This window comes from Caulobacter sp. GW821-FHT09H08 (assembly GCF_059415885.1).
On sequence record NZ_JBWKOC010000004.1, the window covers coordinates 197,818 to 211,336 of the forward strand.

Here is a 13,519-nt window from a genome sequence, read left to right on the forward strand (position 1 = left end):
GCTCACCACAGCGGATCGGCTTCGGCCCCGCCCAGCGCTTCGGCGATGCGGCGGCGGGTGGCCTTGGTCGTCTCCTCGGGCAGGTCGTTCGGGTCGAACCAGCCGACCGCGTGGATCTCGCCGGCCGAGTCCGAGGCGCAGGCCTCCCAGGCGTCGACGCGGTAGACCAGGACGTGGTCGCCGGGGTGCAGCACCTCGTTGCTGTGGAACGACACCAGGCGCGGCCGCGAGAGGGCGCGGACGCCGGCCTCCTCGGCCAGTTCGCGGACCACGGCGTCCTCGGCGGTCTCGCGCCGCTCGACGCCGCCGCCGGGCAGGTACCAGCCCTTGATGTAGGTGTGCTGGATCATCAGCACCTTGCCGTCCGGATCACTGACCACCGCCCGCACGCCCAGGGTCAGCCCCCGCGTCAGCCGGAAGAAGGCGTAGATCAGCGGACGGGTGAATGGTTCGACGCGGCGTTTCCAGAGCATGGGTTGTTGTAACCGCGCCTCCGCCGCAGCGGGACCGAAAACCTCGCCCTTCGACAGGCTCAGGGTGAGGTTTTCTAGTGAACCGCCGCAACAGTGGCCCTCATCCTGAGCCCGTCGAAGGACGAGGGCGGCTCCACCGCTTGCGGTCATGGCCATGCACCGCTAAAGCCCCAGCAACTGTCTCTCTTTTCCGGAGCCGCGCCATGCTCGCGATCGGTGTCATCGCCATCTTCCTGGGCGTCATCCTCGCCCTGAACTATTTCGAGTTCGGCCGCATCGACTAATGACTAGTCCGGCCCGCGGCGCGGCCCTGGTCACCGGCGCGGGTCGCCGGATCGGCCATGCCCTGGCCCTTGAGGCCGCCCGCGCCGGCTACGACGTCGCCGTCCACCACCGCGCCTCGGTCGACGAGGCCGAGCAGACGGCGACCGCCGTGCGGGCCCTGGGCCGTCGCGCGGTCCTGGTCCGCGCCGACCTCGCCGACGAGGACGCCGTGCGCGGCCTGATCGGCCAGGCCTCTGCCGTCGGTCCCGTCACCCTGCTGGTCAACAGCGCCTCGGCCTTCCAGGACGACCGCGCGGGCGGCTTGAACCGCCGCACCTGGGACCTGCATCTCGAGACCAACCTGCGCGCGCCGATCGTGCTGGCCGAGACCTTCGCGGCCGCCCTGCCCGCCGATCGCGCGGGCCTGATCGTCAATATCGTCGACCAGCGCGTGCTGCGCCCCAATCCGCAATTCTTCAGCTACAGCCTGGCCAAGGCCGGCCTGTGGTGGGCCACCCAGACCCTGGCCCAGGCCCTGGCGCCGCGCATCCGCGTCAACGCGATCGGCCCCGGCCCCACCCTGCCGTCGGTGCATCAGGCCCCCGGCGAGTTCGAGGCCGAGGCGGCCGGGGTGCTGTTGCAGCGCCGCGCCACGCCGGACGAGGTCGCCGCCGCCCTGCGCTATCTCATTGACGCGCCGTCGGTCACGGGCCAGATGATCGCCGTGGACGGCGGCCAGCACCTGGGCTGGCGGACGCCCGATATTGTTGCGCCTTAGGAGGCCAAACTTGGCCGCTTCCCCCCTCGCAGAGACCACGCCCGCCGCACAAGACCTGGCCCGCATCATCGTCACCAAGGTCTTCGTCCGCGGCCTGAAGGTCGACGCCCAGATCGGCGTCTACGACCACGAGCACGGCCGCATGCAGCCGCTGGTCGTCGATGTGGAACTGGACGTGGCCGCCAGCCACTGCGAGCGCCTCCCCGACACCGTGAACTACGAGATGGTCGGAGAGGCCGCCCGCGCCATCGTCGCCGAGGGCCATATCGACCTCGTCGAGACCTTCGCCGAGCGCCTGGCCCAGGCCTGCTTCGCCGATCCCCGCGTCACCCGCGCCCGGGTGCGGGTCGAAAAGCCCCTGGCCCTGGCCCCGCACGCGGCCGCCGCCGGCGTCGAGATCACCGCCGTCCGTAGCTAGCGCATGGACGTCACCCACCGCGCCCGCCTCGCCCCCTTCCAGCCGGAGACGGTCTGGACCCTGGAGGCCGGGACGCTGGTGGAGACGCGCGGCAAGGTCGTTCGCCGCTTTCCACTGACCGCGCTCACCCGCTATCGCCTGGCCGCCTCGCCGCCCAGCAAGACCGGCGAGCCGAGCCGTCGCCGCGCGCTGCTGGTCACCTTCGGCCGCCGCCGCCTGGTCATCGCCTCGCAGAGCTATGTCGGGCCCGGCCGGTTCGAGGACCGGCTGGAGAGCTTCTCGACCCTGGCCCGCGCCATCGCGGCCGTCGGCTCGGACCTTTCGCCTCGCGCCCGGTTCGGCCTGGCCCGCTTCCAGGCGCGCACGGCCCTGACCTGGGTGATGGGCCTGCTGGCGTTCGGGGCGGTGTCGATGCTGCTGTTCTCGCTGTCGGCCGGCATGGTCGCCGTCGGCGTCGACATGGCCGCGCGGATGGCCTTCGTGCTGATCCTGATGGTCGCCGTGCTGCCGTGGCTGAACCGGGGCGTGGACTTCGACCCGCACGACCCGCCGAAGGATCTGCTGCCTTAGGGACTGCGCGACGTCGAAGCTTACATCGGCGTCATGACCCCACCTTAATTTGCATCCCGCGCCAATCGGGGCGAGATTTGGGCCAACGACGTTATCTCAGGCTCAACCGTGTCAGACCCCGCTATCGAACCCGCCGTGCCGCCCCGGCTGCAGGACGACAAGACCCTGCCCGGCGTCATCTACGCCCTGTACATCGCCGCCCCGCTGAACGGCGTCACCGCCTTCATCGCCGTGATCCTGGCCTATGTCAGCCGCAAGGACGCGCCCGAGTGGCTGGCCAGCCACTACGAGTTCCAGATTCGCACCTTCTGGCTGGGCCTGGTCCTGGCCATCGGCGCCACCCTGCTGACCCCGGTCGGCATCGGCGTCGTGCTGCTGCCGGCGGTCGGGATCTGGTTCATCGTGCGTTCTGTCGTCGGCCTTTCGAACCTGCTGAAGGGCCAGCCCTACCCCACGCCTCGCAACTGGATGCTCTAAGCCATGACCGACGCTTCCACCGCCGTCCCTGTCGCCGAAGAAGACAAGGTCCTGCCGGCCGTCGTCTACGGCCTCTACCTGCTGGCCTTCACCAACGGCTTCACCGCCATCATCGGCCTGATCGTGGCCTATCTGAACCGCGACAACGCCGGGCCGATCAACCAGAGCCACTACACCTTCGCGATCCGCACCTTCTGGATCGGCGTGGCCCTGATGCTGCTGACCGGCGTGGTGTTCCTGGTCGGGCTGGTCCTGACCCTGATCGTGATCGGCATCCCGATCCTGCTGTTCGCCGCCGGCCTGGGCAGCATCATCTGCGCCTGGTTCGCCCTGCGCTGCGTCGCCGGCCTCTACTTTCTGGTGAAGGGCGAGGCCTATCCGCGCCCGCAAGCCTGGCTGATCTAGGCGCCCCGATTAGAGGCACGACCCCGACCCGGCGCCCCGCGCCGGGTCATTCTTCGCTCAAGCTTCCCCTGACAGGCGAGACGCCTCGACGGCGGTCCGGCCATAGGATGACTTACGCCGCCTGGCGGACGGAGACGTTCGGGGGGACGTGACGTCGGTACGACGGGTTCGGATCATCTTGGGGCTGATCCATACGACGTCGAGAATCGTGGTGGCGGGCGAGAGCCGGCCGGGGAATGGGCCACGAAAATCTCGACTCGGACCTTGCGAACCGCGTGCCGACCGCTGGTGCGGCGGCGGCGAACTGGGCGGGGGCCCATCGCCGCCGCCCTGCAATCCATACCCACAATTCGAGATTGGCCAAACCGCCCAGACAACGCGCCACGCCTTGTCCAGACTGGGTTTGCGCAATGTGGATCTATAGATCCAGCCTATTCTGTCCAGAAGATTTATCAATTTGATCGATCAGAATCCACCCCATAGAAGGACGCATCTTTTCCAACCGGAGCGCCTCATGTCGCTGATCAATACCGAGATCAAACCCTTCACCGCCCAATCGTACAAGGACGGCAAGTTCGTCACGGTCAGCGACGCCGACCTGAAGGGCAAGTGGTCTGTGGTCTTCTTCTACCCAGCCGATTTCACCTTCGTCTGCCCGACGGAGCTGGAAGACCTGGCTGACAACTACGACGTCTTCACCCGCCTGGGCGTCGAGATCTACGCCGTGTCGACCGACACGCACTTCTCGCACAAGGCCTGGCACGACAGCTCGCCGGCCATCGGCAAGATCAAGTACCACATGGTCGGCGACCCCTCGGGCACGATCACCAACAACTTCGAAGTGATGCGTCCGGGCGTCGGCCTGGCCGACCGCGGCACCTTCCTGATCGACCCGCAAGGCGTCATCCAGTTCACGGAAACCACCGCCGAAGGCATCGGCCGCAACGCCATCGAGCTGCTGCGCAAGATCAAGGCCGCCCAGTACGTGGCCTCGCACCCGGGCGAAGTCTGCCCGGCGAAGTGGGAAGAGGGTGAAAAGACCCTGGCCCCCTCGCTCGACCTGGTCGGCAAGATCTAAGGCCTAAAAGGCCCGAGTTACCGCGCCGCCGTCCACGGGCGGCGGCGCACCTCTCTTTGATCGTTCGCCGCGTTCGATCCTCCCCCAAGATATTCGAATCCTGGCGAACGCCTTCCCTTTCCTCCCCTAGCTTTTTGGGAGCGCCTCATGCTGGACGCCGGTCTGAAGACCCAGTTGACCACCTATCTGCAGAACCTGCGCCAGCCGATCGAACTGGTCGCCTCCCTCGCCGATGACGCGGGGTCGAAGGAAATGCGCGCGCTGCTGGAAGACGTCGCCTCGACGTCGGACAAGGTCAGCCTGAATTTCGCGGGCGACGACACAAGGGTTCCGTCCTTCGCCATTACCCGAGCCGCCAACGATGCGGATGTCCGCTTCGCCGGCCTGCCGCTGGGCCACGAGTTCACCTCGCTGGTGCTCGCTTTGCTGCACGTGGGCGGCCACCCGCCGCGCATCGACGCCGAGGTCATCGAGCGCATCAAGGCGCTGGATGGCGACTACCGTTTCGAGACCTACTTCTCGCAGTCCTGCCAGAACTGCCCCGACGTGGTGCAGGCGCTGAACACCATGAGCGCCCTGAACCCGCGCATCAGCCACGTCGCCATCGACGGCGCCCTGTTCAAGGCCGAGGTCGAGGAACGCCAGGTCATGGCCGTGCCGACCATCCTGCTGAACGGCGCTCCGTTCGGGCAAGGCCGCATGGACGTCGAGCAGATCCTGGCCAAGCTGGACACCGGCGCCGCCGACCGCATGGCCGAGAAGATCAAGACCAAGGACGCCTTTGACGTGCTGGTCGTAGGTGGCGGTCCCGCCGGCGCGGCCGCGGCGATCTACGCCGCCCGCAAGGGCATCCGCACCGGCGTCGCGGCCGAGCGCTTCGGCGGCCAGGTGCTGGACACCATGGCCATCGAGAACTTCATCTCGGTCCCGCACACCGAAGGCCCCAAGCTGGCCTCGGCGCTGGAGCAGCACGTCAAGGACTACGACGTCGACATCATGAACCTGCAGAAGGCCGTGGGCTTCGTCCCGGCCAAGACGCCGGGCGGCCTGCACGAGGTGAAGCTGGAGAACGGCGCCAGCCTGAAGTCGCGCACCGTCATCCTCTCGACCGGCGCCCGCTGGCGGAACGTCAACGTCCCGGGTGAGGCCGAGTACCGCAACAAGGGCGTGGCGTATTGCCCGCACTGCGATGGCCCGCTGTTCAAGGGCAAGCGCGTGGCGGTGATCGGCGGCGGCAACAGCGGCGTCGAGGCGGCCATCGACCTGGCCGGCATCGTCGCCCACGTGACGCTGATCGAGTTCGACAGCCAGCTGCGCGCCGACGCCGTCCTGCAACGCAAACTGGCCAGCCTGCCGAATGTTAGTGTCATCAGATCGGCCATGACCACCGAGATCCACGGCCACGCCGGCAAGGTCTCGGGCCTCTCCTACAAGGACCGTAACCACGACAGCGTCCACCGCGTCGACCTGGAAGGCGTCTTCGTCCAGATCGGCCTGGCGCCCAACACCGAATGGCTGAAGGACTCCGGCGTGGCGCTGAGCAATCGCGGCGAGATCGAGGTCGACTATCGCGGCGAGACGTCCATCCCCGGCGTCTTCGGCGCGGGCGACGCGACCACCACGCCGTACAAGCAGATCATCATCGCCATGGGCGAAGGCTCGAAGGCGTCGCTGTCGGCGTTCGATTACCTGATCCGGCAACCGGCCGAGCTGGAGGAAGCGGCTTAGACGCTGCTTCTCCAACGCTGAAAGGAAGAAGCCGCTCGGGAGCGATCCCGGGCGGCTTCTTTCGTTAGGGCCGGAAGCCCCGCCCTTCGACAGGCTCAGGGTGAGGTTTCCTACTGAACGGCCGAAGTAGTCCTCACCCTGAGCTTGTCGAAGGGCGAGGACGGTCCCTCGGCGTCATTCAGGCCCGCGCCGCGCGCCCGGCCTTCACCGCCGCCGCCAGCGCATCCAGCAGTCGCACCGACGTCTCCCAGTCCACGCAGGCATCGGTCACCGACTGGCCATAGGTCAGCGCTTGCCCCGCCACGATGTCCTGCCGCCCCGCGACGAGGTTGCTCTCGATCATCACGCCCATGATCGGCGAGGCGCCCGTCGCCACCTGGGCGCAGACGTCGGCGACCACGGCCGGCTGGTTCTCGTGGTTCTTGCCGCTGTTGGCGTGGCTGACATCGACCATCAGGCGCGGCGGCAGGCCGGCCTTGGTGAGGACCTCGGCGGCGGCCGCGACGCTGGCGGCGTCGTAGTTGGGCGTCTTGCCGCCGCGCAGCACGACATGGCTGTCGGCGTTGCCCGTCGTGGTGGCGATGGCCGCGCGGCCCTCCTTGGTCACGGCCAGGAAATGGTGCGGCTGGGCGGCGGCGGTGACCGCGTCCACGGCCACCTTCACGTCGCCGTTGGTGCCGTTCTTGAAGCCGACCGGGCAGGAGAGGCCCGAGGCCATCTCGCGGTGGATCTGGCTCTCGGTGGTGCGGGCGCCGATCGCGCCCCAGGCCACCAGGTCGGCGATGTACTGCGGGGTGGTGACGTCCAGGAACTCGCAGGCCGTCGGCAGGCCCTGGGCGCTGACGTCCAGCAGCACCCGGCGCGCCAGACGCAGGCCCTCGTTAATGCGGAAGCCGCCGTCAAGGTCCGGGTCGTTGATCAGGCCCTTCCAGCCAACCGTGGTGCGGGGCTTCTCGAAATAGACCCGCATGATCACTTCCAGCTCGCCGGCGTGGCGCTCGCGCTCGGCGGCCAGGCGGTGGGCGTAGTCGAGGGCGGCCTTGGGGTCGTGGATCGAGCATGGCCCGATCACCACCACCAGGCGGTCGTCACGGCCGTTGAGGATCTCGTGGACGGCTTGGCGCGCGTTACCCACGACCTCGGCGACCGACGAACTGGCCGGCGCCTCACCGATCACTTGCGCCGGCGGGCTGAGGGTCTGGAGCTTTTCGATGCGCAGGTCGTCGGTCGGGACGGGCAGCGAGACGAGGGTGGCGGTGGAAGGCATGGCGTACTCCGGAATTTTGAAGAGGTCCGGCGGCCATCAAAAAAGCCGCCCGGGGAACCCCTGGCGGCTGGTGAAGGTGTTCTTGGCGCCTGATGTCAGGCCGAACGAAACCCTCCCGGCGCCAGAGGCGTCGGATAGCTAAAATACCAAAACAGCGTGTGGCTGGCGGCGAGGGTCATCGAGGGGAACCTAGCGACGCTTTTGGCGGGAGTCACGCCCTGGTTTTCTGCGGGCGATGACAGAAAGCCCCAAAACCTCGTGTCATCCCGGAAAGCCCATAGGGCTTGTCCGGGACCCAGGGGTCGGCGCACTGCAGTGGCCCCTGGGTCCCGGCTCTCCGCTTCGCTACGGCCGGGATGACAAGAGTTGAGATACGAAAACGCCGTCCGGATCACTCCGGACGGCGTCATTTCTTTCAGCGATCCAAGACGACTTAAGCCGTCTCCAGCGCCTCGTTCCGCACCAGCGCCGCGTAGGTGTCCATCAGGTCCAGCGACAGCTTGGCCGGCGTGAACTTGAACTCGCCGATCTCCGAGACCGGGGTCACTTCGGCGGCGGTGCCGACGATGAAGCACTCGGTGAAGGTCGAGAGCTCTTCCTTCTGGATGTGGCGCTCGACGATCTCGATGCCCTTGCTCCGCGCGATGTCGATCACCGTACGGCGGGTGATGCCGTCCAGGAAGCAGTCGGGCTTGGGGGTGTGCAGCACGCCGTCCTTGACGAAGAAGACGTTGGCGCCGGTCGCCTCGGCCACGTAGCCGCGATAGTCCAGCATCATCGCGTCGGCGTAGCCATCCTTCTCGGCGGCGTGCTTGGAGATGGTGCAGATCATGTAGAGGCCGGCGGCCTTGGCCGCGACCGGAGCGGTCTTGGGGTCCGGGCGGTTGTACTTGGCCCAGGTCAGGCGGATGCCCTTGGCCTTGGTGGCCGGGTCGAAATAGCTCGGCCATTCCCACACGGCGATGGCCACGTGGATCTTGGTCTGCTGGGCCGAGACGCCGATCATCTCGCTGCCGCGCCACGCGATCGGACGGACGTAACAGTCCTTGAGCCCGTTCTTGGCCGCCGTCGCCTTGCAGGCCTCGTCGATCTCGGCCACCGTGTAGGGGATCTTGAAATCGAGGATCTCGGCCGACTTGAACAGGCGCTCCGTATGCTCGGTCAGCTTGAAAATCTCGCCGCCGTACATGCGCTCGCCCTCGAAAACGGACGACGCGTAATGGAGCCCGTGCGTCAGTACGTGCACCTTCGCCTCGCGCCAGGGAATGAGCTGGCCGTCCAGCCAGATCCAGCCGTCACGATCGTCGAAGGGAACCAGAGACATCGGCCCGAGACCTCCTTATTGAGAACCCGGCCCTTAGACGCTCCGAGGACGAGCGCGTCAAATAAAATGGACTATGCGTGATGATAGCCCCGCTGCAGCCTGGCTCGGACGATCCCCGTCTGATCCTCCGCGAGGAGGAGCTGGACGGCGGGCTGGAACTGATCCTGCTGGCCGAGGCCTCGCTATGGGCCGCCGTCGACGCGGCGCTGGAGGCCGAGACCCTGGGCCTGGGCCGTTCGCACTGGCGCGCGGCGTTCCTGCTGCGCCGCCGTCCGGGCATCGGCGTGCAGGACCTTTCGAAGCTGACAAGCCTGTCGAAACAAGCCGCCAGCCGAACCCTGGCCGACCTGCAGAAGGCCGGGCTGGTCGAGCGCGTCTCGGGCGATCTCGACGGCCGCCGGCGTCCCGCGACCCTGACCCCGGAAGGCGTGGCCTTCGAGCAGCGCACGGCCGAGCGGCTGCGGGCGCTGCTGGCGCGGGCCTACCGCACGGGCGGGCTGGATGGCGTGGCCGGCACGCGGCGGATCCTGGCGGCCCTGGCCGGTTCGCGACAAGGTGTCGGCTCGGTCCGACGCCAAACCCCATGATGAAGTCGCCCATGGCCTTCGAAACATGACCCCTGAAGAGCGCCGCGAACGCCACATCCTGGTCGTCGACGACGACGACCGCCTGCGCAAGCTGATCAAGGAATTCCTGAGCCGCGCCGGCTTCCGGGTCACCGCCGCCTCGCACGCGGCCGGAGCCGACAAGCTGTTCGAGTCGCTGGACTTCGACCTGATGGTGCTGGACGTGATGATGCCGGGCGAGGACGGCTACGCCTTCACCAAGCGCCTGCGCGCCAAGGGCGGCGAGGCCGGCCGCACGCCGATCCTGATGCTGACCGCTCGCGACCAGACCGCCGACCGCATCGAGGGCCTGTCCAGCGGCGTCGACGACTATCTGGGCAAGCCGTTCGAGCCGCAGGAACTGCTGCTGCGCATCGAGGCCATCCTGCGCCGCTCGGCCGCCCGACCGACGGGGCCCAAGGCGCTGGTCTTCGGCAATTGCAGCTTCGAGTCCGATCGCGGCGAACTGACCTGCGACGGCGAGGTCGTGCGCCTGACCGAGGCCGAGGTGACGCTGCTACGCCGCCTGGCCCGCTCGGCCCACGAGCCCGTCGACCGCCTGGAGTTGGCCCGCGACACCGCCGACGCCACCGGCCGCGCCGTCGACGTCCAGGTCACCCGCCTGCGGCGCAAGATCGAGCCGGACCCGAAGAACCCGCGCTACCTGCAGACGGTGCGGGGGATCGGGTATCGGCTGGCGCCGGATTGATGCCGCTCAGCGCCAGGTTCGACATTCCGCGCCCGCTCAAGCGCCTGCTGCCGACCACCCTGTTCGGGCGCAGCCTGCTGATCATCATCCTGCCGGTGGCGATCATGCAGATCGCCGTGACCTGGGCCTTCTTCGACGCCCACTGGCAGTCGGTGACCAGCAAGCTGTCGGACGGCCTGGCCGGCGACATCGCCTGGGCCGTGCAGTCCTACGAGGACGATCCCAGCCCCGAGGCCGTCCAGCGCCTGGCCAAGCGGGCCGAGGACTCGATGTCCCTGTCCATCGCGTTCCAGAAGGGCAGGAAGCTGCCGACGGGCCACCGGCCCTCGCTGTTCGCCGCCCTCGACCGGTCGCTGCAGAACGCGCTGGAGGACCGGCTCGACAACCCGTTCTGGTTCGATACCACGCGCTACACCGCCTATATCGACATCCGCGTGCAGGTGCATGACGGGGTCCTGCAGATCTATGCCCTGCGCGACCGGGCCTACGCCACCCAGGGGCACATCTTCATCCTGTGGATGGTGGTGGCGACCATGCTGCTGACGGCCATCGCCATCCTGTTCATCCGCAACCAGGTGCGGGCCATCGAGCGCCTGGCCGACGCCGCCGACGCCTTCGGCCGGGGCGAGGATCACGACTTCAAGCCGCACGGCGCGCGCGAGGTGCGCCAGGCCGCCTACGCCTTCGTGGCCATGAAGGCCCGCATCCAGCGCCACATCGAGCAGCGCACGGCCCTGCTGGCCAGCGTCAGCCACGACCTGCGCACGCCGCTGACCCGGCTGAAGCTGGAAATGGCCATGTCCGAGCCCAGCGAGCAGCTGGAGGCCATGAAGGGCGACCTCTCCGAGATGGAGCACATGATCGACGAGTACTTGGCCTTCGCCCGTGGCGAGGGCGGGGAGGCCGTCCAGGTCATCGACCTGACCGAACTGGTCCAGGGCGTGGTCGCCGACGCCGAGCGCGGCGGGGCGGCCATCGAGACCGAAATCACCCAGGGGCTGGAGGCGCGGCTTCGTCCCCTCGCCTTCCGCCGGGCCCTGGCCAACCTGATCGACAACGGCGTGGCCCATGCCGACCGGGTGAAGGTCACCGCGATCGCGCGCCTGACCGGCGGCGTGGAGATCGCCGTCGACGACGACGGGCCGGGCATCCCCGAGGACAGGTACGAGGAGGCCTTCAAGCCGTTCTCGCGCCTGGACGAGAGCCGGAACCAGAACGAGAAGGGCGTGGGCCTGGGGTTGGCGATTGCGCGGGACATGGCGCGTGGGCTGGGCGGAGAGCTGGTGCTGTCGCGGTCCGTGATGGGCGGCTTGAGGGCGTTGGTGCGGCTGCCGGGGTAGAGTGCGCCGCAGCTATCCAGCCCAAATACACTCCGTCATTCCCGCCACAAGGGCGGGAATGACGGGAGATTATTGTTGGGCGGGGGAGCATCTACCCGCGCTCCTCCCACCCGAAATCGTAGAACACCCGCAGCATGTTGCCGTCCGGGTCCTGGGCGAAGAACTCGTAGAGCTTCCAGGGCTTGGCTTCCGGCGGATCGGTGATGGTCGCGCCGGCGGCGGTCCAGCGGGCGTGGATGGCGTCGACCTCATCGCGATTGTCGGCGTTGAACCACAGCATGATCGGCCCGCGCGCGCCCGAATTGGCGCGGTAGCCTTCGCTGGCCATGAACACGCGGCTGTCGCCCTGCGAGAGGCCGGCCAGGCCAATGCCTTCGTCCGACCAGTCGATCGCGAACCCCAGCTTGTCCCGCCAGTAGGCCAGGCCATCGGCCAGCACGGCGACGGGGATCTCCGGACAGGCGACAGGGAAGCGTGTCATCCGAACCCTGCTCCGATCTTCTTCAGTTGCTCGGCCATCTGCTTCAGGCGCTGGTCGAGCTCGGCCATGGTGCGGTTCAGCGCGCCCTCGTCATCACGCCAGACGTGGACACAGCGGGCCCAGACGGCGGTCATCGCGGCCAGGCGGGGCGTGGTGGCCTCGACGCCGGCGGCCTCCAGGATGGCGCGGGCGATCTTCGGGAAACGGGTCGCCGAGACGATGACCCCCTCCCCCTTGGCGATGGCGATCAGGGCGGCGCGGTGCGGCTCCATGGCCTCCAGGCGCGCCATGGCGGCGTCGAACAGGCGGTCGTGGGCGGTGGAGTTTTCAGGGTAGTCGACGCCCAGGGCGGCGCGGTCGAAGCGGGCCGAGAGGTGGGCCAGGACCGCGTGCTTGCTGCTCGCCAGGGCGTAGAGATCGACGAACGGGACGTCGGCCTTCACGGCGATGTCGCGCAGGGCGACCTGCGGCCACGGCTTGTCGGCGGCGAGGGCCACAGCGGCGTCGGCGGCGCGGTCGAGGATGGCGTCGGTCATGGGAGGAGAGATGGGGGCAGGACGGCCGGCTCAGCAAGCCCCCACCTGACCCTGCTCCGCATGGTCGTCCGCCCCCGGCGGGGGCGGAAGGTTGATACCTTCTTCCCCCTTTCTGGGAGGAGCGCGTCAGCGCGGAGGGGGCAAGTGCTAGCCGCCCAGTTCCTTCGACCGCGCCACGGCCGCGTCCAGCGCCCTCGGCAGCAGATCCCCGAACCCGCCCTCGCCCATCAACACCGCCAGCGCCGCCGCCGTCGTGCCACCCGGCGAGGTCACCTGCTTGCGCAGTTCGGCGGGCTCCTCGCCGCCTTTTTCCATCAGCGCGGCGGCCCCGATGATCGTCGCCCGGGCCAGCCGTGCGCTGTCCGCGGCGTCCAGTCCCTGCGCGGCGCCGGCGGCTTCGAGCGCTTCGACGAAGGCATAGAGATAGGCCGGGGCCGAGCCTGAGACGGCGGTAGCCGCGTGCATCAGGTCTTCGCTGGGCAGGTCGACCACGGTGGCGACCGGCGCGAACAGGGCGTGGGCGGCGGCGCGGGCGGTCTCGTCCTCCGCATAGGTCGAGGCCGTCCCCCGACCGATGGCGACGGCGGTGGTCGGCATGACCCGCGCGACGCGGCGGCCGCCGAACGCCTCGGCGATGTCGGCGGCGCGGACGCCGGCGGCGATCGAGACGATGACGGCGTCGGGGGCCAGGTGCGGGACCACGTCCTGGACCGCCTCGCGCCAGATCTGCGGCTTCACGGCCAGCAGGACAGTCTTGGCGGCGGAGAGCGCGTCCAGCGCCGGATTGACCACCGCGCCTTCGAAGGCGGCGGCGTCGATGTTCGGATCACGGATGATCAGGTCGGCGGCGGAGAAGGCGCCGGCGTCGCGCCAACCGTCGATCAGGGCGCCGCCCATGCGGCCCGCGCCGAGGAGGAGGATGGGGGTCATGCGCGATACCTCGATCTCTCTCCTTCTCCCCCTGCGGGAGAAGGTGGCTGGCGAAGCCAGTCGGATGAGGGGTTTCTCGGCGGATCAACCGCGAGACGGCGAGGCGGTCGCCAGTGCGACCCCTCATCCGTCGCTT

17 protein-coding genes and 2 pseudogenes are annotated in these 13,519 nt (G+C 68.5%); 10 read left to right on the plus strand and 9 right to left on the minus strand.

The window, feature by feature from the left end; genetic code table 11:
• Positions 1-2 precede the first annotated feature (2 nt).
• A complete protein-coding gene (locus tag AC07NN_RS15350) occupies positions 3-473 on the minus strand; it encodes an NUDIX domain-containing protein (protein WP_494642569.1) in 471 nt (156 codons plus the stop codon).
• Between the two features lie 283 nt (positions 474-756).
• Here AC07NN_RS15350 and AC07NN_RS15355 point away from each other — a divergent pair, with 283 nt between their 5' ends.
• From AC07NN_RS15355 to ahpF, 7 genes are all read left to right on the plus strand, one after another.
• A complete protein-coding gene (locus tag AC07NN_RS15355; RefSeq protein ID WP_494642573.1) occupies positions 757-1,515 on the plus strand; it encodes an SDR family oxidoreductase in 759 nt (252 codons plus the stop codon).
• A 10-nt stretch (positions 1,516-1,525) separates the two neighbouring features.
• Positions 1,526-1,933, plus strand: coding sequence for a dihydroneopterin aldolase (gene folB, locus AC07NN_RS15360; protein WP_494642575.1), 408 nt, complete (start codon positions 1,526-1,528; stop codon positions 1,931-1,933).
• Positions 1,934-1,936: 3 nt separating this feature from the next.
• Entirely contained in the window at positions 1,937-2,503 is a 567-nt protein-coding gene (locus AC07NN_RS15365; RefSeq protein ID WP_494642577.1) for a hypothetical protein, read from the plus strand.
• Positions 2,504-2,611: 108 nt separating this feature from the next.
• Positions 2,612-2,980 carry a DUF4870 family protein gene (locus AC07NN_RS15370; protein ID WP_494642579.1) on the plus strand — a complete coding sequence of 123 codons (369 nt, stop codon included), beginning with the start codon at positions 2,612-2,614 and terminating at the stop codon, positions 2,978-2,980.
• Between the two features lie 3 nt (positions 2,981-2,983).
• Positions 2,984-3,385, plus strand: coding sequence for a DUF4870 family protein (locus AC07NN_RS15375; RefSeq protein WP_494642581.1), 402 nt, complete (start codon positions 2,984-2,986; stop codon positions 3,383-3,385).
• Positions 3,386-3,899: 514 nt separating this feature from the next.
• Positions 3,900-4,463 carry an alkyl hydroperoxide reductase subunit C gene (gene ahpC / locus AC07NN_RS15380; protein WP_494642583.1) on the plus strand — a complete coding sequence of 188 codons (564 nt, stop codon included), beginning with the start codon at positions 3,900-3,902 and terminating at the stop codon, positions 4,461-4,463.
• A 147-nt stretch (positions 4,464-4,610) separates the two neighbouring features.
• Entirely contained in the window at positions 4,611-6,191 is a 1,581-nt protein-coding gene (gene ahpF / locus AC07NN_RS15385) for an alkyl hydroperoxide reductase subunit F (RefSeq protein ID WP_494642585.1), read from the plus strand.
• A 73-nt stretch (positions 6,192-6,264) separates the two neighbouring features.
• Here ahpF and AC07NN_RS15390 read toward each other — a convergent pair.
• From AC07NN_RS15390 to AC07NN_RS15410, 5 genes and pseudogenes are all read right to left on the minus strand, one after another.
• Positions 6,265-6,359, minus strand: a pseudogene (locus AC07NN_RS15390) (hypothetical protein); the annotation flags it as partial.
• Positions 6,360-6,369: 10 nt separating this feature from the next.
• Entirely contained in the window at positions 6,370-7,458 is a 1,089-nt protein-coding gene (locus AC07NN_RS15395) for a 3-deoxy-7-phosphoheptulonate synthase (protein WP_494642587.1), read from the minus strand.
• 95 nt (positions 7,459-7,553) lie between these two features.
• Positions 7,554-7,637 (minus strand): hypothetical protein, encoded by an 84-nt coding sequence (locus AC07NN_RS15400; protein WP_106907040.1) that lies wholly within the window; start codon positions 7,635-7,637, stop codon positions 7,554-7,556.
• Positions 7,638-7,706: 69 nt separating this feature from the next.
• Positions 7,707-7,853: pseudogene (locus AC07NN_RS15405) on the minus strand (hypothetical protein); the annotation flags it as partial.
• Between the two features lie 38 nt (positions 7,854-7,891).
• On the minus strand, positions 7,892-8,782 hold the full coding sequence (locus AC07NN_RS15410) for a branched-chain amino acid aminotransferase (RefSeq protein ID WP_494642589.1): 891 nt from the start codon (positions 8,780-8,782) through the stop codon (positions 7,892-7,894).
• 80 nt (positions 8,783-8,862) lie between these two features.
• Between AC07NN_RS15410 and AC07NN_RS15415 the strand changes: the two genes are divergently transcribed.
• The 3 genes from AC07NN_RS15415 to AC07NN_RS15425 are packed head-to-tail and all read left to right on the plus strand — an operon-like array spanning position 8,863 to position 11,436.
• Positions 8,863-9,369 (plus strand): MarR family winged helix-turn-helix transcriptional regulator, encoded by a 507-nt coding sequence (locus tag AC07NN_RS15415; protein WP_494643974.1) that lies wholly within the window; start codon positions 8,863-8,865, stop codon positions 9,367-9,369.
• Positions 9,370-9,394: 25 nt separating this feature from the next.
• A complete protein-coding gene (locus AC07NN_RS15420) occupies positions 9,395-10,096 on the plus strand; it encodes a response regulator (RefSeq protein ID WP_494642591.1) in 702 nt (233 codons plus the stop codon).
• Complete coding sequence (locus AC07NN_RS15425; protein ID WP_494642593.1) at positions 10,096-11,436, plus strand: ATP-binding protein; 1,341 nt, start codon at positions 10,096-10,098, stop codon at positions 11,434-11,436. Before AC07NN_RS15420 ends, AC07NN_RS15425 begins: the two co-directional genes overlap by 1 nt.
• Before the next feature lie 91 nt (positions 11,437-11,527).
• Here AC07NN_RS15425 and AC07NN_RS15430 read toward each other — a convergent pair whose 3' ends face one another.
• From AC07NN_RS15430 to proC, 3 genes are all read right to left on the minus strand, one after another.
• Positions 11,528-11,917: a VOC family protein gene (locus AC07NN_RS15430; protein WP_494642596.1), complete on the minus strand. Its 390-nt coding sequence runs from the start codon at positions 11,915-11,917 to the stop codon at positions 11,528-11,530.
• The gene (locus tag AC07NN_RS15435) at positions 11,914-12,453 is read right to left on the minus strand and encodes a TetR family transcriptional regulator (protein ID WP_494642598.1); all 540 of its coding nucleotides are present in this window, start codon (positions 12,451-12,453) and stop codon (positions 11,914-11,916) included. The genes AC07NN_RS15430 and AC07NN_RS15435 overlap by 4 nt, the downstream gene beginning before the upstream one ends.
• Positions 12,454-12,600: 147 nt before the next feature.
• The gene (proC, locus tag AC07NN_RS15440; protein ID WP_494642600.1) at positions 12,601-13,383 is read right to left on the minus strand and encodes a pyrroline-5-carboxylate reductase; all 783 of its coding nucleotides are present in this window, start codon (positions 13,381-13,383) and stop codon (positions 12,601-12,603) included.
• Between the last annotated feature and the right edge of the window lie 136 nt (positions 13,384-13,519).

Excerpts from the sequence above, each read along its gene's own strand:
- ahpF (WP_494642585.1), top strand. The coding sequence starts at position 4,611 with ATGCTGGACGCCGGTCTGAAGACCCAGTTGACCACCTATCTGCAGAAC.
- AC07NN_RS15375 (WP_494642581.1), top strand. The coding sequence starts at position 2,984 with ATGACCGACGCTTCCACCGCCGTCCCTGTCGCCGAAGAAGACAAGGTC.
- AC07NN_RS15425 (WP_494642593.1), top strand. The coding sequence starts at position 10,096 with ATGCCGCTCAGCGCCAGGTTCGACATTCCGCGCCCGCTCAAGCGCCTG.
- AC07NN_RS15420 (WP_494642591.1), top strand. The coding sequence starts at position 9,395 with ATGACCCCTGAAGAGCGCCGCGAACGCCACATCCTGGTCGTCGACGAC.
- AC07NN_RS15365 (WP_494642577.1), top strand. The coding sequence starts at position 1,937 with ATGGACGTCACCCACCGCGCCCGCCTCGCCCCCTTCCAGCCGGAGACG.
- AC07NN_RS15355 (WP_494642573.1), top strand. The coding sequence starts at position 757 with ATGACTAGTCCGGCCCGCGGCGCGGCCCTGGTCACCGGCGCGGGTCGC.
- proC (WP_494642600.1), bottom strand. The coding sequence starts at position 13,383 with ATGACCCCCATCCTCCTCCTCGGCGCGGGCCGCATGGGCGGCGCCCTG.
- ahpC (WP_494642583.1), top strand. The coding sequence starts at position 3,900 with ATGTCGCTGATCAATACCGAGATCAAACCCTTCACCGCCCAATCGTAC.
- AC07NN_RS15395 (WP_494642587.1), bottom strand. The coding sequence starts at position 7,458 with ATGCCTTCCACCGCCACCCTCGTCTCGCTGCCCGTCCCGACCGACGAC.
- AC07NN_RS15350 (WP_494642569.1), bottom strand. The coding sequence starts at position 473 with ATGCTCTGGAAACGCCGCGTCGAACCATTCACCCGTCCGCTGATCTAC.
- AC07NN_RS15435 (WP_494642598.1), bottom strand. The coding sequence starts at position 12,453 with ATGACCGACGCCATCCTCGACCGCGCCGCCGACGCCGCTGTGGCCCTC.
- AC07NN_RS15430 (WP_494642596.1), bottom strand. The coding sequence starts at position 11,917 with ATGACACGCTTCCCTGTCGCCTGTCCGGAGATCCCCGTCGCCGTGCTG.
- AC07NN_RS15415 (WP_494643974.1), top strand. The coding sequence starts at position 8,863 with ATGATAGCCCCGCTGCAGCCTGGCTCGGACGATCCCCGTCTGATCCTC.
- AC07NN_RS15400 (WP_106907040.1), bottom strand. The coding sequence starts at position 7,637 with ATGACCCTCGCCGCCAGCCACACGCTGTTTTGGTATTTTAGCTATCCG.
- AC07NN_RS15410 (WP_494642589.1), bottom strand. The coding sequence starts at position 8,782 with ATGTCTCTGGTTCCCTTCGACGATCGTGACGGCTGGATCTGGCTGGAC.